Consider the following 24,257-nt stretch of genomic DNA (forward strand, 5'->3'; position numbering starts at 1 on the left):
ATGAGCCTACCGCGCACGATCAACGGCACCGTCATCGACGACACGTTCGCCGAAGCGTTTCCGATGAAGGCGACACGCCTCGTCATCACCGCGCATACGCCCATATGGGCACGCCACGCGGCCAATGCGCTCGCCGGCTTCGCCACCTCCGTCATCGGCTGCGGCTGCGAAGCCGGCATCGAACGCGATTGGCACGCCGATGAGACGCCCGACGGACGCCCCGGCGTATCGGTGCTGCTTTTCGCCGTATCGACGAAAGAGCTCGCCAAGCAGCTCGAACGGCGTGTCGGCCAATGCGTGCTGACGTGTCCCACCACGGCTGTCTATGCCGGCATCGACGCCGCGACGAGCGCGGCGCCCCTGTCGGACGATGCCGGCATCGGCAGCCGGCTGCGCTTTTTCGGCGACGGCTGGCAGATCGCGAAGATGATCGACGACAAGCGCTACTGGCGCGTGCCGGTCATGGACGGCGAATTCCTGTGCGCGGATACCGTGCCGACCGTCAAAGCCGTCGGCGGCGGCAATTTGCTGCTGCTCGGCGAGCACATCGATGCGACGCTCGCCGCGACCGAGGCCGCTGTCGCCGCGATGCGCAAGCTGCCGAACGTGATCCTGCCGTTCCCTGGGGGCATCGTGCGCTCGGGCTCGAAGGTCGGCTCCAAATATACCGGTGCGACGGCCTCGACGAACGACGCGTTTTGCCCGACGCTCATCGGTCTGTCCGCGAAAAGCGAACTGACGGCCGATGTCGGCTGTGTGCTGGAAATCGTCATCGATGGCCTGACCGAGGCCGATGTCGGCGCGGCGATGACGGCCGGCATCGCCGCGGCGACAGCGCTGGGACGGCCTGCCGGCGTCGTGCGAATCTCGGCCGGCAACTACGGCGGCAAGCTCGGTCCCTATCACTTTCCGTTGCATCGCCTTTCGGAAGGCATCGAAGGAAGCCGGACCCCATGAGCACGACCACTTTACGTGTGAAGACACCGCCCGGCTTCGAGATCGACGGCTCGCCGCTCGCGCCCGATGCGCTTGCCGCGATGCCGCTCGCGACGCTCGAACGTTTCGGGCTGCGTGCAGGCGGCAATACGGTGGCGATCGGCGATCTTTTCGATGTGTCGCGAAGCGAAACGGGCAGCAACGCGGGCGATCCGGCACCCACGCTCGTGATCGAGGGCCAGTGCGAATGGCTTTTGCGCATCGGTGCGGGCATGGAGCGCGGCACGCTGCGGGTGCTCGGCACGGCGGGCGACTACGCGGGCGCGCAAATGCGCGGTGGCACGCTCGAGATCGAGGGCGATGCCGGACACTTCGCGGCCTGCGAAATGCGCGGCGGACGCTTGAGCATCGCGGGCAACTGCGGCGATTTCGCCGCCGCGGCGCGGGCCGGCGAGATGGAAGGCATGACAGGCGGCACGCTCGCGATCGGCGGCAACGCCGGCGAACGGCTCGCGGATCGCATGCGGCGCGGGCTCGTGACGGTCGGCGGCAATGCGGGTGCCTTTGCGGCGTCGCGGCTTGTCGCCGGCACGATCTGCGTAGCCGGACAAGTCGGCGAGCACTACGGCTATGGCATGCGGCGAGGCACGCTCGTGCTCGCCCATGCACCTGCCGCACTGCCCGCGACCTTCGTCGCTGGCGGCCGCGGCTTCGACGTATTTTGGGCACTGCTCGTGAAGAGCCTGTCGCGCGAAGCGTCGCCGTTTTCGCGCCTCGCTCCCGACAAGCTGCCTCGGCGCTATGCCGGCGACGTGGCGGTGGACGGCCGAGGGGAAATACTGATCGTCGCATGACGCGCACGATCGAACTCGCGAGCGCTGCGGCGCTCAATGGAGAAAGAGCCGACAGCATCATTCGGGACACGACCATGAGGACCACCGCCGAACCGACTTACGATCGCCATCGCGACGTGCCGTCTGACGCGTACCGCTTCGCGGCACCGCTCATGGCGCTGCATTGGCTGATCGCATTCGGGATCATTGCGCTGATTGCGCTGGGGCTTTACATGGTCGGTCTGCCCAAAGGGTTGCCCGTCAAAGCGACGCTCATCAATCTTCACAAGTCGCTCGGGCTAACGGTTTTCCTGCTTGTGCTTTTACGCATCCTGGTGCGCGTGGTCGTCGGAAGGCCGCCGCTGCCGCCGATGCGACCGTGGCAACGCGCCGCCGCGCGCACGACGCAGGTCTTTTTATTCGCAGGCATGGTCGCGCTGCCGGTCACCGGCTATCTCGGCTCCTCGTTCAACACTTACGGCACGCGCTGGTGGGGCCTGACGCTGCCGAAGTGGGGCTGGGACGACCCCGGGTTGCGCGCGATCTTCTTCGGTGGGCATACTGTACTGGCTTACATGATGATCGGGCTCGTCGCGCTGCACATCGCCGGCGTGTTCAAGCATCAATGGATCGATCGCGACGGCTTGCTCTTCACCATGCTGCCGCGGCGCTCCAAACCGCAAAAAGGGGGCGCCTAGCGCTCGCATACGGGATGAAAATCAAAGTACTGGGTTCGGCCGCCGGCGGCGGATTTCCTCAGTGGAACTGCAACTGCCATAACTGCGACGGCGTGCGGCGCGGCACCGTCAAAGCGAAGCGTCGTACTCAATCGTCGATTGCCGTCAGCGCGAACGGCGAGGACTGGCTGCTCGTCAACGCATCGCCCGATTTGCTCGCGCAAATCGCCGCCAATCCCGAGTTGCAGCCTGCGCGGCAGCCGCGCGACACCGGCATTGCGGCTGTACTCGTCATGGATGCGCAGATCGACCACGTGACCGGGTTGCTGATGCTGCGCGAGCGCGGCACGCCGTTGCCGCTCTATGCGACGCCGGCCGTCTGGCAAGATCTGAGCACGGGTTTTCCGATCGGCCCGATCCTCTCGCACTACTGCGGCGTGGAACATCATGCCATCGCGCTCGGCGGCGCACCGATCGTGCTCGCCGCGCTGCCGCGCGTGCGCATCGATCCGTTGCCGCTGACGAGCAAGGCGCCGCCCTATTCGCCGCATCGCGAGGCCCCCGAGCGCGGCGACAACATCGGGCTCGTCGTCACGAATCTCGATACGGGCAAGCGCGCGTTCTACGCGCCTGGCCTCGGCGTGCTCGAACCCCATGTACTGGCGGCCATGCAGGATATGGATCTGCTGCTCGTCGACGGTACGACCTGGACGAACGATGAAATGATTCGTCTCGGTTTTTCGAAAAAGACCGCCGCGGACATGGGGCATTTGCCCCAATCGGGCCCGGGCGGCATGATCGAGGTGCTCGATGGAATCGGCGCGTCGCCTGCGCGGCCAGTACGCAAGGTCCTGATTCACATCAACAATACGAACCCGATCCTGGTGGAAGATGGTCCCGAGCGCCGCACGCTCGCCGAGCACGGCATCGAACTCGCCGAAGACGGCATGACGTTCGAGCTCTAGTGTGCTGCGGCCCGCCGCCGCAAAACCAATGCGATGATGCGCCACAGGCTGGGCACGGGCGCAACAGGAGACGAAAACCGATGAACGTGAACGATACATTCGGCACGGCGCCCGTGCCCGCGGTCGATCCCGCGCTGCCGGCCTGGAGCCGGGAGGAATTCGAAGCGCAACTGCGGGCAAAAGGCGCCGGCTATCACATCCATCATCCTTTCAACGTGCGGATGACGAGCGGACAATGCTCGCGCGACCAGATTCGCGGCTGGGTGGCCAATCGCTTCTATTACCAGATCAAGATTCCGATCAAGGATGCCTCCATCCTCTCCAACTGTCCCGATCGCGAGACGCGCCGCCAATGGGTCGTGCGCATTCTCGATCACGATGGCTACGGCGACAATGCCGGTGGAATCGAAGCGTGGTCTCGTCTCGGCGAGGCCGTCGGACTGACACGCGACGCGCTCTGGTCGCTCGAGCAGGTGACGCCGGGCGTGCGCTTTGCCGTCGACGCCTATGTCAATTTCGCGCGTCGTGCGCCTTGGCAGGAGGCCGTCTGCTCTTCGCTGACCGAGATGTTCGCGCCGCAAATCCACAAGGACCGGCTGGCGACATGGCCGCAGCATTATCCGTGGATCGACCCGGACGGTCTCGCCTATTTCCGTTCGCGCATTCCGCTCGCGCAGCGCGATGTCGAGCACGGCCTGAAGGTCACGCTCGCGCATTTCACGCGCCGCGACCAGCAGGAGCGTGCGCTCACGATCCTGCAATTCAAGCTCGACATTCTTTGGTCGATGCTCGACTCCATCGAAAAGGCTTTCCCGGCATGAACGCAACCTCGCATGAATCGAGCGCGGCGCCGCCCGCCGAGCACCCCTCGCTCAAATCGATTTTCCGGCTGCAATGGGAACCGGCGCAAAACGCGCATGTGCTGCTCTACCCCGAGGGCATGGTCAAGCTCAATCAAAGCGCCGCCGAAATCCTGAAGCGCTGCGACGGCACGCGCGATCTGCAAGCGCTCGTCGCCGAGCTCGAGCGCGCGTTCGAGACGACCGGGATCGAGGCCGAGGTGCGCGCGTTCCTCGCCGAAGCGCGCACGCGCGGATGGATTGCCTAGCCACGCGCGAGGCCGCAATCGACGGAGCCATGTCATGACCGATCTCGTTTCTCCCGTCGCGGGTGCCACGGCCGACGACGCCCAAGCCACCGGGGGCGTCGCCCCTCCGCTGTGGCTGCTTGCCGAGCTGACGTACCGTTGCCCGCTGCATTGCGTTTTTTGTTATAACCCGGTCGACTACGCGGCGAACCGGCGGGAGCTCGACACCGCGCAGTGGATCGCCGTGCTGCGCGAAGCCCGCGCGCTCGGCGCCGCGCAACTCGGTTTCTCGGGCGGCGAGCCGCTGCTGCGCGATGACCTCGAGGAACTCGTGGCCGTCGCGCGAGAGCTGGGCTTCTATACGAACCTCATCACCTCGGGCATCGGGCTGACCGATGCGCGCCTGGGTGCGCTCAAGAAGGCCGGGCTCGATCACATCCAGCTGTCGTTTCAGGACTCGACGCAGGAGCTGAACGATTTTCTGAGCAGCACGCGTACGTTCGACCTGAAATGCCGCGTGGCCGAGGCCATCAAGCGCCACGGCTTCCCGATGGTGCTCAACTGTGTGCTGCATCGCTACAACCTGCCCCATGTCGACAAGATCATCGAAATGGCGCTCGCGATGGGCGCCGAATACCTCGAGCTCGCCAACACGCAGTACTACGGCTGGGCATACAAGAACCGTGCGCAACTGCTGCCGACGCAAGAACAGTTAGAGACGGCCGAGGCCGTCGTCGAACGCTACCGGCAATCGCACGGCGATCGCTGCCGCATCTTCTTCGTGGTGCCCGATTATTTCGAACGCCGTCCGAAGCGCTGCATGAACGGCTGGGGCGCGGTGTTTCTAGGCGTCGCGCCGGACGGCACGGCGCTGCCGTGCCATGCGGCGCGCTCGCTGCCGGGCCTTTCGTTCCCGAATGTGACCGATACGGCATTGGCCGACATCTGGTATCGAAGCGACGCGTTCAACCGGTTCCGCGGCTTCGAATGGATGAAGGAGCCTTGCAGGAGTTGCGAAGAAAAAACGAAAGATCTCGGCGGTTGCCGTTGCCAGGCCTATCTTCTTACGGGCGACGCGGCCAACGCCGATCCGGTCTGCGACAAGTCGCCCGCGCACGCTCAAATCGTGCAGTTCGTCGAGCGGGCCGGGCATGCCGAGGCCAGTGCCGGCGAAGGCGGTGCCACGCAACAGCCGATCTTCTTTCGCAACGACGCCAATTCGCGCAAGCTCAGCGGGCTTTCGCACGAGGCGGATGCACAGAGCGGGGGCGCATGCGGCACGCGCAACGAGGCTGGAGCCAAGTCGTGACATCGGTGTGCATTTGTCGGCGCCCCGACCCAGTCCACTACGTTCCCAGTACCGCCAGCTCACGGACGCCCGAGACGCTCTGCAGACTCTGAGCGTTGAGCAGGAACGACAAGCCCAGTGTGCGTTGCGCGCCGAGCGACTCATAAGCATAGAGCGACTGCCTGCGCCAACTGCTTTCGCCGGCGAGCACATGGCGGATATCGGCATTGATGTGTGCCAGCTCGCGTGCCTCGGCGGCGCTCGGCTTCGGCTGTCGCTCGTAACGCTGCTTCAAATGAAACAGGAAGTCGAGCCGCTTGGCCGCCTCGCCGGTCATGTCCCAACGCTCACCCATCACGACGTTGCCAGCAGCGGAGCCTTTCTTGATCGCAACGATGATGTCGTCGAGCTTCTTCACTGCATCCTTGTCTCCGCCGAGAGCGGCAAGCCACTCCGCACGATAGCAATCGACATATTGCTTGAACTCCTTGAACGTGCCGAACTCCGTATCCCGGAACGTATGCTTCGGTACGATACGATCGCTATCGTGACCGATGCGCAGCGCTGCGTTCGTATTCTTCGCAAAGAGTTTTGTGCCGACGCCTATATACGGCGCCGATGGAAACGAGAAAGCCGCTAAATGCGGCGCATGCGCATGCCCGTTGTGATGGGCCTGTGCGCCCTGATGGAGCTGCGCGCCCGGCAAGCCCTCCACAATGGTGAACGCAACGGGCGTCACCCGCCCGCTCGCCACCGCCGCAACATCGATCCCGTGGTTGCCTGTCTTGTCGACGAGCCGCGATTGGGCCTTGTGAACCAGCGTCGTGCCTGCCGAGATCGACGGGCCCCATTTGGTCGTGGCGGTGCCGACCCGCGCGGTGGCGCTGGCGGAACCCGACGTCGCGATAGTCCCGTCCCGGTTGTCGGTCCAGCTCACGGAGAGCGCCGGGTCTTTCCAATAACGCTGAGCGAGGCCCGACCACATTTCTTCCGCAGTCCTCGGACGGCCGCTGTTCGGCCCCGAAGTGCGCAGCGCACCGAGTGCACCGAGCATCTTTGTGCGCCATGCGTCCGGGATACCCTGCGCTTCGTCATCGGATCGGCGGGTGCGAATCGTCACGCCACACGGGCCGCCCGTATTGCGGCTACGGCGTGCTCCACCCGAAACGCCGAGCATGGCAAGCCCCTTCTTGCCGAATGACCATCCCGCGAAGCCGCCTATGCCGCCGTAAATGGCCTTGCGCGAATCCGTGCCGATAAAAATGTGTCCGAAATGCTGATTCGAGCCGATGTCGATGACGGCATGCCGTCCTTTGATTGCGCCGAGATCGGGCAACGCGGCGACCATTGGCACCGCTGCCGCACTCGACAACGCAGCGAGCGATTCGGACGTCACGCTCGCGACACCATATGAGCCGCCGCTGCTCAAGCGGATGTCGTAGGTGTCGGGCATCTCTTTCGCGATCGCATCGATGGCGTCGAGTTGTGCTGCGCTATCGCCCGGCTTCGGCCGCACGTCGACAAAGCGTGCTTCGAATGCACGGATTTTCTCCGCAACGGTGTCGGGCAGCAGCGAAGTATGCGCTCCCTCGTCACCGTCGGCGCAACCGGCTTTGTTCTCGGGTCGCGGGGCATGCTCGGCCCAATCGCGCAACAGCGAGGGCGTCATCTTGTCCAGTTGACGCAGGGCCGCTCGTATCGCTTCGCTATTGCGTCTATGGTCTGCCAGCTCCTCGCGCGGCAGCGGGGAAATCGTCTTGCCCGGCCGCGCCGAGGTCGAAGGACCCGCTTCTGTCTCGCCACCATGGTCGATCCCGAAGTAGGCCGCGCTCTCCTTCTTGCTAAGCGGTATTCGGTTCGGCGTGAGCGCGCGTGCGCGAACGGCGATCGCCTCCAGATCGGAGGACGAAAACCGATAGCTCGATCGCAACCCCTTCGATGCCATACGCTGACGCCACTGGTCCAACGCAGCGATCTTCAGCGCATATTGCACCTTGTCGGGCCGGGGTACCGTACTGTCGTTCAAGCAATCGACGAGACGCGCCTTCACCGCGTCGAGCGCATCGGTGAAAAGCGCAAATTCGTGATGAGGCTGACGCAGCATCAGTCCGCTCGTCCCGAGGTTTTGCAGGGCCGAGAGCGGCGACTTGCGCAGCCCGAAGAATCCGGACATCGCGCGTGAGACGAAGCTCGTTTCGGCCGCGCGGTCCGCGTACGTCAGGAGTTTGAGGAGACGATGCTGGCATTTCGACAGGTCGGTTCCGGCTCCCTCGCGATCGAAGCCGTTGCGCCAGGCGAAGTAGGCTTCAGCCAGATGTCGAGGACAATCGGCGGCTGGGGCGGCGCGCAGGAGATTGGCCGCCTTCAGCGCCTTGACGGCAAGCGTATTGGTCGGCTCGACGAGCCAGGCCGGCAACGGGTCCGAGCCGATGTCGATGGGTTCGATCCGGTTGCCTGACGAAGCGCGCGGCCGCTCCCGCTCCGCAATGGGCAGCGCGGCTTCGGCGATCGTCGAAAGCGCATCGAGGCTCGTTGGGCCGATCTCCGAGGCGGGTTTGTTTGCCAGCAAGACCTCGGCCGCGCGCAGGGCCTGGCGAAACGCTTCGCGCTGGATCTCGGCGCTCGTGGCGTCGCCATGCGCTCGCGGCGGCAACGTGTGCGGCGCGATCGCGAGCAGTGTCTCCATGCCGACGCCGCTCGTTCCCAGCGCGATTTGCAGTGCGAGCACGTCAGCCTGGACTCTCGGTGAAGCGGACGTATCGCCTTCGATGAGAGCCGTCAATGCAGCCTGTGCGCGAAGCGGGTCGCCATTCGTCGCTCGCGCAAGCGCGTCCGATACCATGATCGCGCAGGTGCCGGCCTGGACGACCGCTTCGCCGCCACGGTCGTGCGCGGCCGTGTCGCGCTCCAGCAGATATTTGCTCAACGACTCGGTCAACCGGTCGATATCCCCTGCCTGGAACCGTCCGTTGCGTACGACCTCTTTCCACTGTGTGTCGATGTAGCGTCGCGCGCCCTTCGGCGTGTCGATATCGACTGGCAATCCGAAGCGAATCTCGGCTCGCGTGGAGACCGATTTGTCTTGCGGTACGACGGCATCGATATTGCGTTCGTGTTTATGGCCCAACGAACGCGGCGGCTTGGGATCGTCCCCGGGCAGTATCGACGCGTCGCCCGCGGCCGCCTCGGGCTTTGGCTTCGCGCGGGTGGGTCGAGTCTTCGTCGTGGCGTAGAACGGATAAGTGATAGTCAACGACGTCGCTTTCAACGTGCGTTTGGATAGCGTTTTCAGGTTGGCGAACATGCCGCGGTCGCCGCGGCGGTGAATGTCGGTGGACGCGGGCCTCGCCGACGCGAGGGAGCCATCGAGCAGCGTCGTGTCAACGCTGTCTGTCTGAGCCGCGAGTGGCGATGCGAAAGGGAATACCGATCTGCTGCGCAACATTTTTTACCTCGCATTTTTATTGATGAGGTTGCTGCATGAACGGAATGCACGGACTGGAAGCGATGCGTCGGCGCGACGTTCACCGAGGCATCGCAGATGACATTTTTTTGTCAGACGAATTAAAGGCCGGTCTTGGCGAGAGAAAATCCGGCGACCGGAGCGAAATCGTCACGCTGCGTTCGCCGGCGTCGCGACGAACGCACGGCGCGTCGCATCGACTCGAGACGCGCTCGAACAAGGTCGTGGAAATCGAAGACCCGAGCATCGATTCCAGATAGCCAAAGCGATGCTTGCGCGCGGCAATGGAACCCGGCACGATCAAGCCTCCGATGCATAGACGACGCAACCAGCGAGCGGGAATGGAGACCATGAAAAAGATCGCGCGGGCAATGCACCTCAGGCGACTGCTGGGATTCAGCCTGGTGCTCGCCGGCGCACTCACCGCCTTGCCGGCATCCGTGCTCGCACAGCAGACACCGGCTGCTGCCCCTGCTGCCCCAGCTGCGCCGACAAGCCCGCCGCAATCGACACCGGCCCCGGCCTCCGGTTCGACCGTCCTCGCACCGGTCGTCATCGTCGGCACTACACCGTTGCTCGGCCTGGGCACCCCGCTATCGCAGGTGCCCGCCAACGTGCAAACGGTCCGCGCGCGCGATTTGGACCGCCAGCACCGAGCAACCCTTGCCGACTACTTCGAGAAAAACCTGCCGAGCGTCGATATCAACGAAGCGCAAGGCAATCCCTATCAAACCGATGTCAACTATCGCGGTTTCACCGCATCGCCGCTGCTCGGCACACCGCAAGGACTCTCGGTGTTCGTCGATGGCGTCCGGGTGAACGAGCCGTTCGGCGATGTCGTGAACTGGGACCTCATTCCCGAAGCCGCCATCGACACGATGCAGTTGATCCCGGGCTCGAACCCGACCTACGGTCTGAATACGCTCGGCGGCGCGCTCGTCATCACGACACGCAACGGGAAGACGAGCCCCGGCGGCGAAGCGGAGCTCACCGCGGGCTCCTGGGGCCGCAAGACGGCGCAAATCCAGCAAGGCGGCACGCTCGGCGCACACCTCGATTACTACTTCACGGCAAACGCGGCCAACGACAACGGCTGGGCCGCACACAACGCGAGCCGCGTGCGCCAGGCGTTCGGCAAACTGCGCTATACCGATGCCGATACGACACTCGCGGTCTCGGCGGGCGGCGCCGATAACACGCTCGAAGGCGCCCAAGCGCTGCCGCGTTCGTTTCTCGGCAACCCGAGCCAGCCGTACACCTTCCCCGATCGCAACCGAAACAGCGTCGGCTATCTGACGCTTTCGGGCGATCGTGCGCTCAACGACACGTTCCAGCTGAGCGGCAATGCCTATTACCGGCATTATCGAAACGGCAATCTGAGCAGCAATACCAACAACGATTTCGGCACCGCCGACACGACGGGCGCCATCGATACGCTGCAAGGTACCAATCAGCAATCGGTCGTCACCACCGACAGCTACGGCGCGAACCTCCAATTGACGACGCTCGGCACAATCGCCGGACACGACAACCAGCTCGTCACCGGTGTGTCCGCCGACATCGCGAACTCGCGGTACACCGCGGCCCTGCAAGACGCGTTTTTCAACGACCAACGCGAGGCCATCGGCATCGGCGGCTTCGCGCCGCAAACGGATGCGAAGACACGCAGCGCCAATTACGGCCTCTACCTTTCGGACACCTTCTCGCTGTCGAAGCAGTGGACGCTGACGCTGGCCGGGCGCTACAACTGGTCCAGCGCACAGATCGGCGATGCGAGCGGCACCCAGCCGCAACTCGACGGCCGGCACGTGTTTTCACGCTTCAATCCGGCTGCCGGCATCAACTGGAACCCGACACCGGCGCTCACCACCTATGTCACCTACAACGAAGGCATGCGCGTGCCGACGGCCATCGAGCTGGCCTGCGCCGATCCGAGTGCACCGTGCTCGCTGCCGAACGACTTTCTGAGCGACCCGGCGCTCAAACCGGTCATCTCGAAAACGTTCGAGATCGGAGCGCGCGGCAAACTGGGCGACGCGACGAGCTGGAGCGCCGCCGTCTATCGCACCTCGCTCAACGACGATATCCAGTTCATCGGCAGCGCCGGCACTGCGCAAGGGTTCTTCCAGAATGTCGGGACGACGCGGCGGCAAGGCATCGAGCTTGCCGGGCGAACGAAGTTCGGTGCGCTCGGCATCGGCGCGAGCTACAGCTATGTCGATGCCACCTACCGCACGGCCTGGACTGAACACAGCGCGAGCAATTCGAGCGCCGACGCGAACGGCGACATCACGGTCAAACCGGGCGACAAAGTACCGGGCATTCCCGCGCATACGTTCAAGCTGCGCGCGGATTACAGTGCAACGCCGAAGTGGGACCTCGGCGGTAACCTGACCTACCGTGGCAGCATCTTCGCCCGAGGTGACGAAAACAACGCCGACACGCACGGCAGGATCGCAGGCTACTTCCTCATCGATCTCGACACGACCTACCGCATGACCAAACAGCTTCAGGTATTCGCGCGCGTGACGAACCTGCTCGACAAGCGCTATGCAAGCTTCGGCGTGCTCGGCGCGAATGCCTTCAACGGTCCGAATCACACGTTCGACGGCGCCAACCCGGTGAACGAACAGTTCGTCGGGGTGGGCGCGCCGCGCGGGATGTGGGTGGGTCTGCGCTATGCGTGGAACTGATGCCGCGGCACACGCACCGCGGCGCGCTCACAGGAGACGCCGTTACCGCGACTCGATCGACCCGTCGCTAGGCGGATAGGTGACGATGCCCCACGCAAGCGGCAGATTGCCGATCTGCTTGATCGGCGCGTAGGTCTTCGCATCGACCACGTAGACGGCGTCCGAGCGCCCGCACGCGAGCATCAGCTTGCTGCCGTCTGGCGTGAAGCTGAAGTGCCAGCAACGCTGGCCGATGGGCGCGTCGGTGACATGCGCATAGGTCTGCGCATCGAAGACCTGCAGCGTCTTGTCACGCGCCGCAGCCACGACGATATGCTTGCCGGCCGGCCCATAGGCGATACCGTAGGGGCCGAGCTTCGTATCGACTGTCTTCACCACGTGGTAATCGCTCGCATCGAGCACGACGAATTTGCTCAGCGATTCGAGCGTGACGACATAGGTCTTGCCGTCGGGCGACGCCTTGATCCCGCGCGGCCGCCCGCCCGCGGCCAGCTTGACGGTCGTGACCGGCTCGGCCGTATCGGTGCGATAGACCGAGACGGTATCGTCGCCTTCGTTCGTCACGAGCATCAGACTGCCGTCGCGCGAGAATTCGACCCCCTCCGTCTCATGCCCGCTCTTCACCGAGCGGATCACCCGCCACGTCTTCAGATCGACCACTGCGATCTCGGCGGGTGGCTTGTTCGCATCGTCGTCGCCACCGCCCTTGCCGCCCGCCGCGGACGGCTCGGGCTTGCCCGTATCGCCCGGCTCATAGGTGACATAGGCCCGTCCCCCATGTACGCGCACATACTCGGGGTTCTTGCCGATCTTCACGCGCTCGACGACTTTGCCCGTTGCGGTGTCGATGGCGGCCAGCTCGCCCGTGTTCTTGTCGGCCACCAGGAGGCGCGTGCCGTCGTCGTTGAGGCCCAGCCCGCGCGGGCCGCTCGCGCCGATCGAAAAGGTCTTCTCGAGCGTCATGCTATCGAGGTCGATGACGCCGACCCCCGCCTTCTCGCTCGTGACGTAAGCCACCGGCGCGGCCGCGTACGCGGCACTTGCCATGACGAGTGCGGCAGCGGCAATCGCGAGAGGCCTTGCCGCGCATGCGCGTTGATATCGTGTCTCCAGCATATCGTTCGTTCTCCGTGGTGAATCGAGTGCAAGCTCGAGCGGCGGATCGCGCCCGCCGTCAAGGTAGCCCATTATCGGCAGCGGTGACAACGGTCCCGTCCGGGCGGGCGTCATGAGTCGCGCCCCGCGGGCGCCACAGTCGAAATCGAAGCGAGCCCAGATAGCGCCCGACGAGCACGATGAGCGCGAGCAGGGCCGGAACGCGGCGCACGTCCGTCGGCACGCGTTCGCGATGGGCGAAACGTACGTCTTGCAGCGCTTGCGCGAGCGAATCGGCACTGCTCAAGCGCCGGTACGAAAAGCCGATGCGCGCGGCAACCTTCGCGAGATACTCGCCTTGCAACGCCGAAAGCTCTTCATGGCTTTCGGCCGTGGGCGAAGCGCGCAGCGACGGCGGGACCTGGACCACCTCCGACGCCCCCCAGAACCCGATGCGATTGCCGTCGGCATCGATCTTCGGAATCGGTGCGGGTTGATCGCCGCCGACACCGATCAGCCAACCGCTTACGCCCGGCACGGCGATATCGACCTCAGGGGAGTTCGACGGCAAGATGGGCGGCGCCTCCTGCCCGTCGGTGAAGAAGACGACTTCGACGCCGCGCCCGAGCTCGCGCGCCACACGCACCGCCGAATAGATGCCGCCTTCGGCAACACGGCTCCAGTTCGTCCAGCGCATGCGGCCATCGATGCCTTCGAGCGATGCGAGCAGCGCGTCGAAGTTGCGGCACACCTCGATCGGTGGCATGAGCGGCAGCGTGGCTTGCCCCGTGAAGATGCTCCAGCCGATCTTCGAACCGCAGGGCAAGCGCGTGAGCGCCTCCCGCATGGTCGCCTTCGCGAACGCGAGCCGGCTCACCGGCGCGCCTGCCGAGGTCATGTCTTCGGTCTGCATGCTTTGCGTGATGTCGAACGTGACCATGTAGGTGAACGTATCGCGCGGCAACTCGATACGCGGAAACAAGAGCGCGATGGCGAGCAACACCGCTGCCGCGACGATCGCCGCATCGCGCGATTGCGCCATGACACGCACGCGTTCGCCCAGTGTCACGGCAAATCCTCGCTCTTTGCGCCGCGCAGCTTGATGTCGCGCTTGGTCGTCCCGTTAGCGGCATCGCTATCGGCGACGGTTTCGGGTGCGACGCGCAAGGCGCGCTCGAGGTTGTATCGCGCATCCCAATCGTCAGGCGCGACGCGAAGCAACGCGCGATAGCGCGCCTTGGCCTGCTCGACGAGCGGCAGGGAGCGCAATGACTGCGCTGCGTCGCCCGCGCCCTGGCGAAGATACATATTGGCCAAATCGAACAGCGCCGCGCGGCCGATGGCGTCGTGCGGCCCGTCTTCGACGAGCGCTTCGAAAACACTGCCCGCCTCGCCATAGCGCTTGGCGGACGACAAGGCGATCGCCCAAGCGAGTCTCGCCTCGCGCGATGCACCGTTCTTCTGCCCTTCCCTTCCAGTCCTTCGCGCAACGGTTGCGGCCACGCGCTCGCTTCCGGAAGAGACTTGCGCCTGCGATTGCGCCGGTGCCTGTGTCTGCCCCTTCGCGGCGTCGGCAAGAGCGGTCACCTCGCCGTTGACCTGCGCGGCATGCGCGAGCCTCAGTGCCTCAGTGCCCGCGTACACCGCACAAACGAGGCTCACGGTGGCGAACGCGAGATGAACCGACCTGCGTCTCATGCCCAGCTCCTGACCTGAATCGCGCGCGAGGCGATCACGAGCACGCAGCATACGAGGGCGAGCGCAAAGCACCCAGGGCTGCGATCCTGACGCGGTAGACGCTCGACAAATGAGACGGGAAAGTTCTGCTGTCGATTGATTTCATTCATCGCGGCGGTCATTGCGGGCGCATCGCCCGCCTGAAACAATCGATAAGGCGTTTTGAGCGTCAGAAAGAATCGATGCAGCTGGGCCTCCGGCGAGTCGCCTTCCGCCCGTGCGGCGCGATCGAGCTCGGGGCTGAAGACGCTGCTGCGCAAATAGATGAAGTAAAGCGCGATCCGGTTGCGCTCGAGCCCTTCAGCGATTCGCGCACGGGCCGCGCCATCGAGCAACGCGCCCCCGTCGGATACGAGCACGATCGCGCGATGTCCGGTCCAGGGCCGTTCGTCGAACTGAGCGATCGCGGCGATGAGACCGCGGCCAAGCTGCGTGTCCGGTTGGCCGCGCCCGATCTTCGTCCCGTCGATCGCATCGCGGATGATCGCGTGATCGTAGGTGAACGGCATCGCGAGCACGGGGCTGATGCCGAACATCATGAAGGCCAGGCGATCGTTCGGGCGACCGTCGACGAAATCCGTCAGCGCGGCGCGGGCGACCGCGTTCTTCGAGACCCCCGACGTATTGACGCCTTTGCTCGCCATGACACCGTTCATGCTGCCGCTGCGATCCATCAGAATCAGAATTTCCGCGCCGCGGCCGGTGCGCCGCGCTTCGAGATGAGAACGGCCCGGACCGGCGAGGCCAACCACGGTGGCCGCTATCGCGAGCGCCGCCGCCACACGCGCGACGAATCCGAGCCAGCGCCCGAGCCGGTCTCGCGGGATCCAGGCCGCCCATGAAAACGGTAACGTCTCGCCGCGCCGCGGCAAGAGCGGCAGCAGCGCGAGCGGCAGCCATAGCAGCATCGCGGGCGACGTGAAGTCGAGAGAGGCATTCATCGATGCCGCGCCTTCTCCGCGCGATAAAGCGAACGCGTCAGCGCCGCGAGCCCCGGCAGCGCTGGCTCCACGGCAAGCCCGTCCGGCAGCTCGTCGGGCGTCAACGAGAAGAAGCGGACGTCCGAGCGCAGATAGAACTGTTCCAACTGCGGCCGCAACGGCTGCAGCCAGGGCGCGCGAGCGAGAAGCCGGGGCAACGAGCTCCGTTGCACGACGAAGCCCGCCGTTTCGTTCAACGCGCGATGCACGATCCGCCATGCGGCATCCGTATGCTCGCCGCCGTCATTCGCCATCCGTTGCCGGCGCAGCTCGCGCCACGCGCGGGCGAACGGCAGGCGAGACGCGTCGCGGCGGTTGCGCGCGACCCACCACGCCAGCCACGCGAGGAGCGTGGCGGCGAGGCCGCCGAGGCCGATCGCGATGCGCCGCTCGATCGGCGCAACGGCGAGCGGCGCGGGGCCGCGATCGGGCTGCATCGCGGCCAGCCCGCCGGTGTCGAATGCGGCATCCGGTGCGAGCGGACCGATGCTGATCGGCCAGGCCGGCACGCGCAGCACGTCGCCGGCGCGCGTGCGCAATGCAAGCGCCGGCAGCTCGGTTTGAGTAAGCGCACTTGGCGCGTTCGTCACCTGATACGCGAGCAGGAGCCAACGATTGCCGTCGGCCGCCGTTTCGATGCGAGCCGGTAGCCGCTCGAGCCAAACACCGACGCGACCGCCCGAGGGCAGCACCGGTTCCGCTTCGACGCCGGAGCGCCCGGCACTGGCCAGCCGCACACGCTGCACGAGAACATCGCCGATCGTATGACCGAACGCGCGCGGCTCATCGACATGGGCGATTGCATCGGTCGCGGCAACGCCTATCGTCGGGGCGCCGCCCCCTAGCACGAGGGCCGCGCAAATCGCACATGCAGCCCGGGCCACAATCGAGCGTCGTACCGCAACCCATGCCGTCCTTGCGCGAAGCAAGCGTATGACGCGACTCATGCGCTTTGCTCCATGAAGTATTGCGAGAGCGCTTCGCCATCGAACCCTCCCTCGATGTAGAACGGACGCACGCTGCGCTTCGCGAACAACGCGTCGATCTCGCCGCGGCGACGCGCCACCGCCTCGCGCCATGCGGTGCGCACGCGCGGCGAGAGCCACACGGTCCTGCGCGCGCCCGACTCGACGTCGTGGACCGCGAGCAGCCGACCATCGTCGGGTGGCGCGAGCTCAGCGGGGTCCCAAACGACGATCGGCACGACACAGGCATGCGCGAGCGTATCGAGCACAGCCGGCAACGCATCGAGCGGCCAGTGGAAGTCCGAGGCGATGAAGACGAGCCCCGAGCGCCCCGCGAGCGGCATCAACGCTCGCGCAAGCCCGGCCGCGCCATGGCCGTCATGGCCCGTGCGCGCCGCGCGCAGCATGCCGGCCATGACCTCGCCGGCGCCGCGGCCATGGCGCGGCGGCATGAAGAGATCGTCGCGCTCCATCGCATCGAATGCGCTCATGCCCACCCGATCGCCGGAGCGAAACGCGCTGAAGCCGAGCGCCTCTACGAAATCGGCGACGATGTCGAGCTTCGTGCGACGGGCACCGAAGCGCATCGAAGACGACACATCGACCACCGCGTGCACGGGCACGGCGACACGCTGCAAGCTCAGGCGCACGAGCCATTCGCGCCGCACCGATTGCACACTGGCACGCAAATCGAGGCGCCTCGGGTCGGGAAAGTCGACGAGCCGCGCATGCATGGCGAACTCCTGGCCGGCCCCCAAGCTCGTGCCCGGATGCGAGCCAGGACGCGAACCGCTTGCGCGCCCCGGCAGGCGATAGTGGAATTCGGTCGGTCCGTTCATGCTGTCGGGTCAGGGCACCGCCAGCCGCGCGACGATGGCGTCGATGAGCGCCTGCGCCAACTCCTGCCGGCGCAGCTCGTAGATCGGCGTAAAGAAGACGCGATGGCCGAGCGCGGCGGGCAGCACCGCTTGAATGTCGTCGGGGCTCACATGCGAGCGGCCGCCCAGCCACGCGTTCACGCGCGCGGCGCGCACGAGCGCACTCATGCCGCGCGGGCTTGCCCCGGCCAGAATCAGCCGGTCCATTTCGACGTCTTCGAGCGCCACGCCGAAGCGTTGCGGCGCTTCGGTCGCCTGCCAGATATCGAGCAGATAGCGCTCGATCGCCGCGCTCGCGTGAATGCCCCGCTGGATCGCCGCCCCCATCGCATTGAGCCGTTCCCACGCCACGACGCCCGGACGCACCTGCTCGACGAGCGCATCCGCGTCGTGAAACGCCGTATCGAAGACGAGTGCGCGCCGTACCTCGGCGTCCTCGGGTGTCGGCATATTGAGCTCGAAGAGAAACCGGTCGCGCGCCGCCGAGGCAAGCTCGAAAGTCTCCTCTTTCTCGACTTTGTTGCGATCGGCGAACACCGTCATATGCGGGAAGCGATATTCGCGATCGAACGCCGCGACCGAGCGCTCGGCCATCGCCCTCAGCAACAGCGATTGAACCTGCGGACGAGCGCGGTTGATCTCGTTGAAAAAGAAAGTGGTGAGCTGCTCGCCGCGCCGCAGGAGCGGCCCCGGATCGATGCGAGGCTTGCCTTGCGCATCGACATAGGTGTGATAGACGAGATCGCCGGGCATCAGGTCGATCGTGCCTTCGACGCGCTCGAATGCGCCGCCGACGGCACGCGCGAAGGCGCGCAACACCGTGGTCTTGCCGACGCCCACCCCTCCTTCGAGCAGGACGTGGCCGCGCGCGAACAGCGCGACGTTGATCAAGCGAATGGTCTGCTGCTGGCCGATCACGACCTTGCCCACCTCGTCTTCGAGGCGCAAGGCATCGCTACGCCAGTCTTGAAGCTCTTCCCCCAATGCCATCGATCGATCCCCCACCCGCCGCATAGCCGAGCGCCGCGCGCACGAAACGCGCGCTCGTCGCGCAGGGCCGCTTCCGCCGGCCCCGGGTCTAAGCAGAGTTCATGCCGAAGCGAGGGGGCGAATGCGCGCGTCGCGTCGGGCGTGGCTGAGCGTCGACGGACGCACGCCTGCCGCGTGAGCAACGCTGTCTGTCACGGCACGCCGGGACAGACTGTCACCGAAAGGACAGAGGTCCCGCCCGCGCAGACGTTGCGGGGCGGATCGAGACATTCGCCGCGGACGATCAGCGGGCGATGCGATAAAAGAACAGCGCCGTGCTGCCGGCAAACATGCCGAACAGCGTGAGCGCCATTGCCATGGCGAGATCCATGCGTTCTCCAGAGGGACGGGAGGGGCGGCAGCGGCAACCGTTTCGGGCGGCACGAAAGTCGCATTATGGGCATCCCCCTGTGTCGGACAAAGTCGAGATTTCCCGAGCAAGGGTTTTTCCCAAGCCGCGGCTGGCGCACAATATCGGCTTCGGCGCACACCGGCCCGGTGGTCTGCGCCGCCTCTTCCCCGCTATCCACGGACCATGATGACCCGCTTTCAAGATCACGACATCGTAGAACTGCGTCACGGCGACTCGCTCATACGCGTCGCACCTCAATTCGGCGGCCGCCTGCTGTCCTGGGACATCGGCGCCGAACCGGTCATCTACTGGCCCGATCAGGCGGATTGGAGTCAGCTCGCGCGCGTGCGCGGCGGCAATCCGCTGCTTTTCCCGTTTCTCGGCCGCCATCGCGTGGACGGCCGGCTCGGAGAATGGCGCGACAGCGCCGACGTCGTGCGGCCCATGCCGATGCACGGCTTTGCGCGCGATTTGCCGTTCGCGGCCACGGTCGATGCCGACGGGCGCAGCATCCGCATGACGCTGACCGATACGGAGGAGACCCGCCAGGCCTACCCGTTCGCCTTCCGTTTCGAAGCCTGCTACCGGCTCATCGATAGCCAGACGCTCGAGGTGTCGCTGACCACGGCCAATACCGGCACTCAGCCGCTGCCGTCCTATCCCGGCCACCATTTTTATTTTGCACTGCCGCACAAGATGCGTCCGCACACCACGCTCGAGCTGCCCGCGACGGACCGGCGCCATCAGCTCGAGGACGGGGCCATCACCGCGCCGGTCCCGGGCGAGCCGCGCTACACGCTCGACGAGGCACGCATCCATGATCGCTTCCATTGCCTGCGTGCAATTCCGTCCGCGCCGATCAGCATCGTCTGCCCACCGCTTCGCAAGCGGATCGAGATCGATCTCGACCGGCCGGGTTCGGTGCCCTGGTATGCGGTGACGACGTGGACGGAGAAGGACACCTCCGACTTCTACTGCGTGGAACCCTGGCTCGGGCTCCCCGACGCGATCCATAACGGCTTCGGCTTGCGCTGGATCGCCCGGGGAGAGAGCCACACCGCCATCCTGCGTATTTCGGTCTCGAATATCGGCTAAGCGTCGGCTGACTGCGGGCTGACTGCCGGCTGACTGTGGGCTGACTGTGGGCCGACATCGCCGCCGCGCGCTCGCCAGCCGGTAAAATCCGACGTTTCGAGCGCGCCGCCCGCCGGGGCTGCCGCGGCTCGCCGATGCCGTTCAAGCGAGGATCAATGTCGAGAACAACGATGAGGCGGCTGGCCGCCGCCGCGATGGCGGCGACGCTGGTCGCATGCGGCACGCCCAGTGTCGCGCCGGGGTACTACCGCGTGGAGCGCGGAGACACGATATCGAAGATTGCGCGTGCACACCGCCAATCGGTACCGAGCATCGTGCGCTGGAACAATCTCACGAATCCCGATTCCATCGAGGTCGGACAAGTGCTGCGCGTGGCCCCGCCCGGCGCGGGCTCGACCCGTACCGCACCTGGCGACGTCCGCACGACACCGGGCACCGCGTCCGCTGGGGTGACTCCCCGCGCCGGTTCCGCCACGGAGGCCACGCCCGCGCCCTCCTCGCGCAACGCGCTCGTATGGCCCGCCCAAGGTACGACCGTGCGCACGTTCGATGGCGCCAGCTCGAAGGGCATCGATATCGCCAATGCGCTGGGTACACCCGTCGTCGCCGCGGCTGGCGGAACCGTCGTCTATGCGGGCAACGGCCTGCGCGGCTACGGTAATCTGCTCATCGTCAAACATAACGCGAACTATCTCACCGCCTATGCTCATAACAGTAAATTGCTGGTCCAGGAAGGGCAGACGGTTTCCCAAGGGCAGCAAATCGCCGCCATGGGCGACAGCGACAACGATCGTGTCGCGCTGCACTTCGAATTGCGGTACAAAGGACAGTCGATCGATCCTGCGCGCTACCTGCCGACACGTTGAAAACGCAACGGTCAGCAGTCACGATGATTATTGCGCCCCTAGCATGAGGCTCACCACTCACGAAAAAAAGGCCCGGCAGTGCCGGGCCAACGGGGGTTCGGCGCATTGAGGCAAAGGACCGGTTCGCCGTGCGCCGTGTAGAAATCTAGTCGTTCGGTGCAGCGCCCACAATCGCCGGGGAGCCGCAAGCGATATAAATGTCCGGCAAAGCCGAAGTAATGTCAGGGAAACGATGATTCAATAAGGATTAAGCTGATTTAACGAAGAAAACTTTCTTCAGAAATTATTATGTAATTGCGGTCATTTAAAAATCAGTTCAATCAAGCGTCGGACGAATTGCTGGAGCGAGACAGACATGCTGACGAAGACCGATACCTACGAATCGCTAGTGCGATCTTTTGCGTGGCACATTCCCGCCCGCTACAACATCGGCGTCGATACCTGCGACAAATGGGCCGATGGAAGCGGCCGCCTTGCCCTCGTATACGAAAGCAGCGACGGCACGATCGTGCGCTACAGCTTCGACGACCTGAAGGCGCTCTCGAACCGGCTTGCATCGAGCTTCGCGGCTCGCGGCATTACCCGCGGCGAGCGCATCGGCATCTTCCTGCCGCAGGCGCCCGAAACGGCGCTTGCCCATCTGGCAGCCTACAAGCTCGGGGCGGTTGCGGTGCCGCTCTTTGCGCTGTTCGGTCAGGAAGCGCTCGAATATCGCCTCGCCAACAGCGGTGCCGCGGCACTCGTCACGAACGCGGCAGGCCTCGCGAAAATCGCACCGATCCGCGCCTCGCTGCCCGAGTTGAAAGCGGTGTACTGCATCGATGGCGATGCCCCGTTCGCGGCGCTACCCGAGGCGCTCGCCTTCTGGCCCGAGCTCGAATCGCGCTCGCCCGAGTTCACGCCAGCCGATACGCACGCCGACGACCCCGCGGTCATCATCTATACCTCGGGCACGACCGGCAAACCGAAAGGTGCGTTGCATGGCCACCGCGTCCTACCCGGCCACCTGCCCGGCGTCGAGATGCCGCTGGCATTCTTCCCCGACCATGCGCGAATGATATGGACGCCGGCGGATTGGGCCTGGATCGGCGGACTGCTCGACGTTCTGCTGCCTGCCTGGCACCACGGCGTGCCGGTGCTCGCACGCCGCTTCGAGAAGTTCGAGCCCGAAGCCGCGTTCGATCTGATGGCGCGCCATGGCGTCACGCATGCGTTCTTGCCGCCCACGGCGCTCAAGATGCTGCGTACGGTCGGCTCGCCGCGCGAGCGCTACGCACTTTCGCTCGTCGCGGTTTCGAGCGGGGGCGAATCGCTCGGCGAAGAGTTGATCGAATGGGGACGCGCGGCGCTTGGAGTCACGCTCAACGAGTTCTACGGGCAAACCGAGTGCAACGTCGTACTCAGTTCGTGCAGCACGCTGTTCGAGCCGCGCATCGGCTCGATCGGCAAAGCCGTGCCGGGCCATCGCGTCGCCATCGTCGACGACGAAGGGCGCGAACTGCCACCGGGCACCGAAGGCAACATCGGCATCCGTTCGCCCGACCCGGTGATGTTCCTCGGCTACTGGCGCAATGAGGAAGCGACCCGCGAGAAGTTCGCCGGCGATTATCTGCTGACGGGTGACCTCGGCGTGCTGGATGAGGATGGTTTTTTCCGCTTCGTCGGCCGCAACGACGATGTCATCACGAGCGCCGGGTACCGGATCGGCCCGGGGCCCATCGAGGACTGCCTGCTGGGCCACCCTGCCGTGCGGCTCGCGGCGGTCGTCGGCGTGCCCGACCCGACGCGAACCGAGATCGTCAAGGCGTTCATCGTACTGAACCCGGGCTTTGCGCCGTCGCCCGCATTGGAGCGCGAAATTCAGGAGCATGTGAAGACGCGCCTTGCCGCGCACGAATATCCTCGGGCCGTCGCTTTCGTGACGAACCTGCCGATGACCGCGACCGGCAAGATCATTCGCCGTGCGCTGCGCGACAGCCCGCCCGACGCGGCTTAGGCGCGGCCCGCGATGGCGGGCGTCAGGCCATGCGCCGAAGCACGCCGTCGCGCAAAATGAAGTGGTGATAAAGCGCACCGGCGAGATGCAGGCCGATGAGGCCCAGCAACCCCCACGCGAGCACCTGATGAAGGTCGCCCATTTCATGGCCGAGCGGGGAGCCGGTGGCGGAAAGCGCCGGCAACGAAATCGTCCCGAATAGCGTGACGTGCCAGCCGCGCGATGAAGCGTTGATCCAGCCCATCACCGGCTGCACGATGAGAAGCAGATAAAGAAGGCCATGCGTGAGGCGCGCGACGAGGCGCATCGAGGGCGTCGTTTCGACGACATCGGGTTCGCGCCGCATCAGGCGCCAGACGATTCGGACGAACATGACCGCGATGATCACGGTGCCGATCTCGAGATGCCAGGTAATCAAGCCGACCGGCTGGGTCCCTCGATGAATCTCGGGCATCGTCCATGCGACTACATATTGCACGACCAGCAGTGCAACGATGAGCCAATGCAAAACGCGGGCAAATGGGTCGTAGCGCGAAATCGAAATCGCTGCCATGAGCGGATGTCCTTTGAAGTGAGTGATTCGATAGCCGTTTGAGCGACGACGGATTTTAGCGTGCCGGACAGTCCGCAACATCACCGCGCGTTACGGGATGTAATCGAGCATCGAAAACCGGCGATCAGTATCGGTTATAGTGACGCCCGCCTTGAACCGCATATTCCCATCATGAGTTCCGAACACCCCGACGCCGGCAACGGCCAGCACAGTCCGCTCTATCTGAAACTGCTCGGCGAAACGGCAAAAATCGGCTGGAGCGAGCTCGAACGCTTTTTCGCGCGCGGCATGCTGCTGCTCGTCGCACGCGATCTCGACCTCGTGAGTGTGGCCGAAGCCATTGCCGCGGACGATTCGCAACAAGTGGCGCAATGGCTGTCGGCCGGGCTCGTCGAGCGGCTGCAAGCCGAAACGGCGGCCGAATTCGCCGAGCGCGACCCTGAACTCTGGGCTGTCGTCGTCTCACCGTGGGTCTGCGTGCAAGCGCGCGGCTGACGCTCACCGCTTCGCGCCGCGCTCCCCCTCCGATTCGCCAAGAAGTGTCCTAATATGTACTCGTCGCTTTATGGCGAAAGGAGGCATCCATGGACGCTGAATCGATCGCCGGCCTGGTCGGACTGGGAGTGGGCCTGCTGGTGCTGGTCGGGCTGACAATCTTCGAATCGCTCTCGTACAAGCGGGAACATGGCGAAGGCATCCTTCACCACTGGCTCTCGGCCCATCACATGCTCGACTGGCGACGCAAACATTGATGGCGTCGTGCGTCACG

22 protein-coding genes are annotated in these 24,257 nt (G+C 65.1%); 13 read left to right on the plus strand and 9 right to left on the minus strand.

The window, feature by feature from the left end:
* From fhcD to pqqE, 7 genes are all read left to right on the plus strand, one after another.
* Complete coding sequence (gene fhcD, locus GWC77_RS00195; protein ID WP_173254677.1) at positions 1-957, plus strand: formylmethanofuran--tetrahydromethanopterin N-formyltransferase; 957 nt, start codon at positions 1-3, stop codon at positions 955-957.
* A complete protein-coding gene (locus tag GWC77_RS00200; RefSeq protein WP_173254679.1) occupies positions 954-1,790 on the plus strand; it encodes a formylmethanofuran dehydrogenase subunit C in 837 nt (278 codons plus the stop codon). Before fhcD ends, GWC77_RS00200 begins: the two co-directional genes overlap by 4 nt.
* Positions 1,791-1,864: 74 nt before the next feature.
* Entirely contained in the window at positions 1,865-2,467 is a 603-nt protein-coding gene (locus tag GWC77_RS00205; RefSeq protein WP_173254916.1) for a cytochrome b, read from the plus strand.
* Between the two features lie 14 nt (positions 2,468-2,481).
* Positions 2,482-3,411, plus strand: a complete 930-nt coding sequence (gene pqqB / locus GWC77_RS00210) for a pyrroloquinoline quinone biosynthesis protein PqqB (RefSeq protein WP_173254681.1) — start codon at positions 2,482-2,484, stop codon at positions 3,409-3,411.
* An 80-nt stretch (positions 3,412-3,491) separates the two neighbouring features.
* Positions 3,492-4,232 carry a pyrroloquinoline-quinone synthase PqqC gene (pqqC, locus tag GWC77_RS00215; RefSeq protein ID WP_173254683.1) on the plus strand — a complete coding sequence of 247 codons (741 nt, stop codon included), beginning with the start codon at positions 3,492-3,494 and terminating at the stop codon, positions 4,230-4,232.
* On the plus strand, positions 4,229-4,519 hold the full coding sequence (pqqD, locus tag GWC77_RS00220; protein ID WP_173254685.1) for a pyrroloquinoline quinone biosynthesis peptide chaperone PqqD: 291 nt from the start codon (positions 4,229-4,231) through the stop codon (positions 4,517-4,519). The genes pqqC and pqqD overlap by 4 nt, the downstream gene beginning before the upstream one ends.
* 34 nt (positions 4,520-4,553) lie before the next feature.
* Positions 4,554-5,807, plus strand: a complete 1,254-nt coding sequence (gene pqqE, locus GWC77_RS00225; protein WP_173254687.1) for a pyrroloquinoline quinone biosynthesis protein PqqE — start codon at positions 4,554-4,556, stop codon at positions 5,805-5,807.
* Between the two features lie 37 nt (positions 5,808-5,844).
* Here the strand turns inward: pqqE and GWC77_RS00230 are convergent, their stop codons facing one another.
* Positions 5,845-9,231, minus strand: coding sequence for a hypothetical protein (locus GWC77_RS00230; RefSeq protein WP_254366680.1), 3,387 nt, complete (start codon positions 9,229-9,231; stop codon positions 5,845-5,847).
* Between the two features lie 368 nt (positions 9,232-9,599).
* Between GWC77_RS00230 and GWC77_RS00235 the strand changes: the two genes are divergently transcribed.
* On the plus strand, positions 9,600-11,942 hold the full coding sequence (locus tag GWC77_RS00235) for a TonB-dependent receptor (protein WP_173254920.1): 2,343 nt from the start codon (positions 9,600-9,602) through the stop codon (positions 11,940-11,942).
* A 42-nt stretch (positions 11,943-11,984) separates the two neighbouring features.
* Here GWC77_RS00235 and GWC77_RS00240 read toward each other — a convergent pair whose 3' ends face one another.
* From GWC77_RS00240 to GWC77_RS00270, 7 genes are read right to left on the minus strand one after another with little or no spacing between them, the layout of a single operon-like run.
* Entirely contained in the window at positions 11,985-13,058 is a 1,074-nt protein-coding gene (locus GWC77_RS00240) for a beta-propeller fold lactonase family protein (protein ID WP_173254689.1), read from the minus strand.
* A gap of 58 nt (positions 13,059-13,116) precedes the next feature.
* Complete coding sequence (locus GWC77_RS00245; protein WP_173254922.1) at positions 13,117-14,079, minus strand: VWA domain-containing protein; 963 nt, start codon at positions 14,077-14,079, stop codon at positions 13,117-13,119.
* A 23-nt stretch (positions 14,080-14,102) separates the two neighbouring features.
* Positions 14,103-14,735, minus strand: a complete 633-nt coding sequence (locus GWC77_RS00250) for a hypothetical protein (RefSeq protein ID WP_173254692.1) — start codon at positions 14,733-14,735, stop codon at positions 14,103-14,105.
* Positions 14,732-15,715: a VWA domain-containing protein gene (locus GWC77_RS00255; RefSeq protein WP_173254694.1), complete on the minus strand. Its 984-nt coding sequence runs from the start codon at positions 15,713-15,715 to the stop codon at positions 14,732-14,734. The genes GWC77_RS00250 and GWC77_RS00255 overlap by 4 nt, the downstream gene beginning before the upstream one ends.
* Positions 15,712-16,701 (minus strand): calcium incorporation protein MxaA, encoded by a 990-nt coding sequence (locus tag GWC77_RS00260; RefSeq protein ID WP_173254696.1) that lies wholly within the window; start codon positions 16,699-16,701, stop codon positions 15,712-15,714. Before GWC77_RS00260 ends, GWC77_RS00255 begins: the two co-directional genes overlap by 4 nt.
* Entirely contained in the window at positions 16,698-17,558 is an 861-nt protein-coding gene (locus GWC77_RS00265; protein WP_173254697.1) for a DUF58 domain-containing protein, read from the minus strand. The genes GWC77_RS00260 and GWC77_RS00265 overlap by 4 nt, the downstream gene beginning before the upstream one ends.
* A gap of 9 nt (positions 17,559-17,567) precedes the next feature.
* Positions 17,568-18,587 carry a MoxR family ATPase gene (locus GWC77_RS00270; RefSeq protein ID WP_173254699.1) on the minus strand — a complete coding sequence of 340 codons (1,020 nt, stop codon included), beginning with the start codon at positions 18,585-18,587 and terminating at the stop codon, positions 17,568-17,570.
* A 577-nt stretch (positions 18,588-19,164) separates the two neighbouring features.
* Between GWC77_RS00270 and GWC77_RS00275 the strand changes: the two genes are divergently transcribed.
* The 3 genes from GWC77_RS00275 to GWC77_RS00285 all read left to right on the plus strand — a co-directional run bounded on the left by GWC77_RS00275 (position 19,165) and on the right by GWC77_RS00285 (position 22,935).
* Complete coding sequence (locus GWC77_RS00275) at positions 19,165-20,073, plus strand: aldose epimerase (protein ID WP_173254924.1); 909 nt, start codon at positions 19,165-19,167, stop codon at positions 20,071-20,073.
* Between the two features lie 155 nt (positions 20,074-20,228).
* Positions 20,229-20,939, plus strand: coding sequence for a peptidoglycan DD-metalloendopeptidase family protein (locus tag GWC77_RS00280; protein WP_173254701.1), 711 nt, complete (start codon positions 20,229-20,231; stop codon positions 20,937-20,939).
* A gap of 355 nt (positions 20,940-21,294) precedes the next feature.
* Positions 21,295-22,935 (plus strand): acyl-CoA synthetase, encoded by a 1,641-nt coding sequence (locus tag GWC77_RS00285; protein WP_173254703.1) that lies wholly within the window; start codon positions 21,295-21,297, stop codon positions 22,933-22,935.
* 22 nt (positions 22,936-22,957) lie between these two features.
* Here the strand turns inward: GWC77_RS00285 and GWC77_RS00290 are convergent, their stop codons facing one another.
* Entirely contained in the window at positions 22,958-23,488 is a 531-nt protein-coding gene (locus tag GWC77_RS00290) for a cytochrome b (RefSeq protein WP_173254705.1), read from the minus strand.
* Positions 23,489-23,659: 171 nt separating this feature from the next.
* Between GWC77_RS00290 and GWC77_RS00295 the strand changes: the two genes are divergently transcribed.
* Positions 23,660-23,983: a DUF2288 domain-containing protein gene (locus GWC77_RS00295; RefSeq protein WP_173254706.1), complete on the plus strand. Its 324-nt coding sequence runs from the start codon at positions 23,660-23,662 to the stop codon at positions 23,981-23,983.
* A gap of 89 nt (positions 23,984-24,072) precedes the next feature.
* On the plus strand, positions 24,073-24,240 hold the full coding sequence (locus GWC77_RS00300; protein ID WP_173254708.1) for a hypothetical protein: 168 nt from the start codon (positions 24,073-24,075) through the stop codon (positions 24,238-24,240).
* Positions 24,241-24,257 lie beyond the last annotated feature (17 nt).

The sequence above is a fragment of the Paraburkholderia sp. NMBU_R16 genome (assembly GCF_013282575.1).
Taxonomy (GTDB): Bacteria; Pseudomonadota; Gammaproteobacteria; order Burkholderiales; family Burkholderiaceae; genus Trinickia.

Excerpts from the sequence above, each read along its gene's own strand:
- GWC77_RS00260 (WP_173254696.1), bottom strand. The coding sequence starts at position 16,701 with ATGAGTCGCGTCATACGCTTGCTTCGCGCAAGGACGGCATGGGTTGCG.
- GWC77_RS00280 (WP_173254701.1), top strand. The coding sequence starts at position 20,229 with ATGTCGAGAACAACGATGAGGCGGCTGGCCGCCGCCGCGATGGCGGCG.
- GWC77_RS00300 (WP_173254708.1), top strand. The coding sequence starts at position 24,073 with ATGGACGCTGAATCGATCGCCGGCCTGGTCGGACTGGGAGTGGGCCTG.
- pqqE (WP_173254687.1), top strand. The coding sequence starts at position 4,554 with ATGACCGATCTCGTTTCTCCCGTCGCGGGTGCCACGGCCGACGACGCC.
- GWC77_RS00205 (WP_173254916.1), top strand. The coding sequence starts at position 1,865 with ATGAGGACCACCGCCGAACCGACTTACGATCGCCATCGCGACGTGCCG.
- GWC77_RS00200 (WP_173254679.1), top strand. The coding sequence starts at position 954 with ATGAGCACGACCACTTTACGTGTGAAGACACCGCCCGGCTTCGAGATC.
- GWC77_RS00285 (WP_173254703.1), top strand. The coding sequence starts at position 21,295 with ATGCTGACGAAGACCGATACCTACGAATCGCTAGTGCGATCTTTTGCG.
- GWC77_RS00240 (WP_173254689.1), bottom strand. The coding sequence starts at position 13,058 with ATGCTGGAGACACGATATCAACGCGCATGCGCGGCAAGGCCTCTCGCG.
- pqqB (WP_173254681.1), top strand. The coding sequence starts at position 2,482 with ATGAAAATCAAAGTACTGGGTTCGGCCGCCGGCGGCGGATTTCCTCAG.
- GWC77_RS00275 (WP_173254924.1), top strand. The coding sequence starts at position 19,165 with ATGACCCGCTTTCAAGATCACGACATCGTAGAACTGCGTCACGGCGAC.
- fhcD (WP_173254677.1), top strand. The coding sequence starts at position 1 with ATGAGCCTACCGCGCACGATCAACGGCACCGTCATCGACGACACGTTC.
- GWC77_RS00290 (WP_173254705.1), bottom strand. The coding sequence starts at position 23,488 with ATGGCAGCGATTTCGATTTCGCGCTACGACCCATTTGCCCGCGTTTTG.
- GWC77_RS00245 (WP_173254922.1), bottom strand. The coding sequence starts at position 14,079 with ATGGCGCAATCGCGCGATGCGGCGATCGTCGCGGCAGCGGTGTTGCTC.
- GWC77_RS00270 (WP_173254699.1), bottom strand. The coding sequence starts at position 18,587 with ATGGCATTGGGGGAAGAGCTTCAAGACTGGCGTAGCGATGCCTTGCGC.
- GWC77_RS00295 (WP_173254706.1), top strand. The coding sequence starts at position 23,660 with ATGAGTTCCGAACACCCCGACGCCGGCAACGGCCAGCACAGTCCGCTC.
- GWC77_RS00265 (WP_173254697.1), bottom strand. The coding sequence starts at position 17,558 with ATGAACGGACCGACCGAATTCCACTATCGCCTGCCGGGGCGCGCAAGC.
- GWC77_RS00230 (WP_254366680.1), bottom strand. The coding sequence starts at position 9,231 with ATGTTGCGCAGCAGATCGGTATTCCCTTTCGCATCGCCACTCGCGGCT.
- GWC77_RS00250 (WP_173254692.1), bottom strand. The coding sequence starts at position 14,735 with ATGAGACGCAGGTCGGTTCATCTCGCGTTCGCCACCGTGAGCCTCGTT.
- GWC77_RS00235 (WP_173254920.1), top strand. The coding sequence starts at position 9,600 with ATGAAAAAGATCGCGCGGGCAATGCACCTCAGGCGACTGCTGGGATTC.
- pqqC (WP_173254683.1), top strand. The coding sequence starts at position 3,492 with ATGAACGTGAACGATACATTCGGCACGGCGCCCGTGCCCGCGGTCGAT.
- GWC77_RS00255 (WP_173254694.1), bottom strand. The coding sequence starts at position 15,715 with ATGAATGCCTCTCTCGACTTCACGTCGCCCGCGATGCTGCTATGGCTG.
- pqqD (WP_173254685.1), top strand. The coding sequence starts at position 4,229 with ATGAACGCAACCTCGCATGAATCGAGCGCGGCGCCGCCCGCCGAGCAC.